Below are 2,667 nucleotides of genomic sequence, written 5' to 3'. Positions count from 1 at the left end.
GACAAGAAGAGTGCCAACATCCCCATGAGAAAGACAAAAACAATGAGGAATTTATCTGCAGGTGTTTTTTTAAAGAAAAGCAGTGCCACGACCATGAACGAAAATATTAACATCGGTACTTTTAACACAAGCATTAGAGGCAAAAGTACGATGATATACGCTATGTCTAAAAGACGTAAAGGAGAAAGTTTAATATTTTGCAAGAGTTTCAAGGATAACATCTATACTCTCCTTTGCTGAATTTAATTGCTTGTTAGGCATTTGTACCATAAAAGGAAGGTTTTGTTTTTCACACTCAAGTACCCATAAACAGAGCTGTGACAAACGTGCCTCATCATCTGAAGCAGCACTGTAAAAGTTAAAAACCAGTTTAGGTGTTTGTGTCTCTTTGCTAAAGACCTTTACTGATATATCTCCTTTTGCAACAGATGCCCAGTGGATATGGGAAAGTTTTTGTGACCCGTCATAGGCACGCAATCCATCAAACTCTTTTTCTTCTCCATAATAGGTCTCTTCCTGCTGTAAAAAGGAACGTAATGGTAAACCCTTAGGTTCAGGATATACAATACCTTCATATGATTTGTTTATCTTCATTACCAGACGAACCGTGGAAAGAGGGTACTTGCTTTCCAAATAGCAGTCTTTATGTATAAACGTTCCACGCTTGTCTGGAGTAACAGGAAGCTGTAGAATAGTTGATGTTTCACCTCTAAGTTGATCCAGACCTATAGAAGTCTTTTCATGATGGAGCGTTATAGACCATGATGTCGTAGTTGAATGATTGTCTATCTGCATAGAGATTTTACCCTCTTGATGTGCAAATAACCGTCCTGAACGCACATAGGATGCTTCAAGATGCCCCAGGTTTAAAATGCCTATAGGACCAGCAGTAAATGCAAGAGAAAATACAAAAAAAAGTGTAATGTATACAAGGTTGAAGTCATGCATATAGGCTTCGAGAAATAGCCCAAAAAGCAATACTACAACAAGAGCACTGTAACGTGTTGCATGTTGGTCAATGCGTCTATATATCTGAGCGAATGTGCGTAAAGATTTCATCATGTATACGTTTTGCTGTAGTAGTACCTTCTCTAAATTTCAAACGGTGTGAGCAGACGACAGAAGTCACTGCATGAAGATCATCAGCAGTTGCATAGGTACGACCTTGTAGCATTGCCCAAGATTTTGTCATAGCAGTCAGAGACAATGCACCACGTGTTGAAAGTCCATATTCAAATATGCCGCTCTCTCTAGTGTATGCGATGATCTCTTGAAGAAAATCAAGCAGTGTTTCACTAAGTGTGACTTCAGAAGCCTGTTTCATATATGTTTCTATCTGTTGTGCTGTAAGCAGTGTAGTAGAGACGGTGGAACTATGTCCTGTTTCACCTTTGAGGACCTCTCTTTCTGATACTCTGTCCGGGTAGCCTATGCCAAAAGAACACATAAAACGGTCTAACTGTGAAGTAGGTAAAGGAAATGTTCCAACCTCCTCATGTGGATTTTGTGTCCCTATGACAAAGAATGGCTTAGGTAGAGTGTATGGTGTTCCATCTATACTTATGACACCTTCTTCCATAGCCTGAAGCAGAGCAGATTGTGTTTTAGGCATGGAACGGTTTATCTCATCCGCTAAAAGAAAAGAGGTAAAGATAGGCCCTTTTTTAAAGATGAAAGAGCCTTCTTTTTGATTATAGTAGTTTACCCCAAGTATGTCAGAGGGAAGCATGTCAGAAGTAAACTGTATACGGCCAAAGTCAAGTCCTAAAACTTGAGATAGATGTTTTGCCAATGTTGTTTTACCTACACCGGGGATATCTTCTAAAAGTAAGTGTCCACCTGCAAAAAATGTGGCTAAAGACAAAGCAATAGTTTCTCTTTTTCCAACCAAATAGGTTTCTATAGCATCTATAAGTGGTGTAAATTCTGAAGCAATTGTATTATTCATACAAATATAATAACGTAACTTGTTTAAATTACACTCGAAAATTTTCTATTTTATTTTAATAAATTTCTTATATCTTATTAATATTGTTTAGGAAACTTGACACAGGTTGACTAAAGTTGTATAATAATCTACTTTTAAACAATTATAAGGAGTTATTCTATGAGTATTTTAGAAAAATTAACCAATCAAATGCAAGGTACCATTGAGTCCGGTGTCTCACTTGCTTTACATAATAAAAATCAGGAAGTTGACCCTATACACTTGTTGTGGGCGCTACTTACCAATTCTGGTTCTATCTTACATCAGGCACTTAATAAAATGAATGTAGATAAGGCAGCCATTGAGTTAGAAACAAAAAGTATTGCCAATAAATTACCAACAGTTTCTTCTGTAACTAAAGAGAACATTAAACTTTCACAAAATCTAGTACGTACACTACAAAATGCTGAAGGTGTGATGGCTGCAAACGGTGATCAGTATCTTGCTGTGGATGCATGGCTTAAGGCAAATGTGAGGGAAAATTTTATCCGTGATACCATGTCAAAATATCTTAATATTTCTGAATTTGAAAAGACTTTAGAGAGTATTCGCGGTGGAAAACAGATAGACTCACAATCAGGTGATGAGACTTTGGAAGCACTAGCTCAATATGCTGATGATCTTAACCAAAAAGCACTGGATGGCAAATTAGATCCTGTTATAGGGCGTGATGAAGAAGT

General features: G+C 37.3%; 4 protein-coding genes. 1 reads left to right on the top strand and 3 read right to left on the bottom strand.

From position 1 onward, the window contains the following. From ABZC96_RS09550 to ABZC96_RS09540, 3 genes are all read right to left on the bottom strand, one after another. On the bottom strand, nucleotides 1-221 hold a 221-nt coding region (locus ABZC96_RS09550; RefSeq protein ID WP_373030737.1), incomplete at its 3' end, for a hypothetical protein. Further along, a complete protein-coding gene (locus ABZC96_RS09545) occupies nucleotides 190-1,059 on the bottom strand; it encodes a DUF58 domain-containing protein (RefSeq protein ID WP_373030736.1) in 870 nt (289 codons plus the stop codon). The genes ABZC96_RS09545 and ABZC96_RS09550, both read right to left, overlap by 32 nt. Next, nucleotides 1,025-1,948 (bottom strand): AAA family ATPase, encoded by a 924-nt coding sequence (locus tag ABZC96_RS09540; RefSeq protein WP_373030735.1) that lies wholly within the window; start codon nucleotides 1,946-1,948, stop codon nucleotides 1,025-1,027. The genes ABZC96_RS09545 and ABZC96_RS09540 overlap by 35 nt, the downstream gene beginning before the upstream one ends. Before the next feature lie 159 nt (nucleotides 1,949-2,107). Between ABZC96_RS09540 and ABZC96_RS09535 the strand changes: the two genes are divergently transcribed. Further along, nucleotides 2,108-2,667 (top strand): Clp protease N-terminal domain-containing protein (locus ABZC96_RS09535; protein WP_373030734.1); only part of this gene is annotated, 560 nt, incomplete at its 3' end.

The organism is Sulfurovum sp. (assembly GCF_041551015.1).
In the GTDB taxonomy this organism is placed as follows: Bacteria; Campylobacterota; Campylobacteria; order Campylobacterales; family Sulfurovaceae; genus Sulfurovum.
The sequence above is the reverse complement of the archived record's forward strand: the minus strand, read 5'-3'. Positions and strand labels throughout refer to the sequence as shown.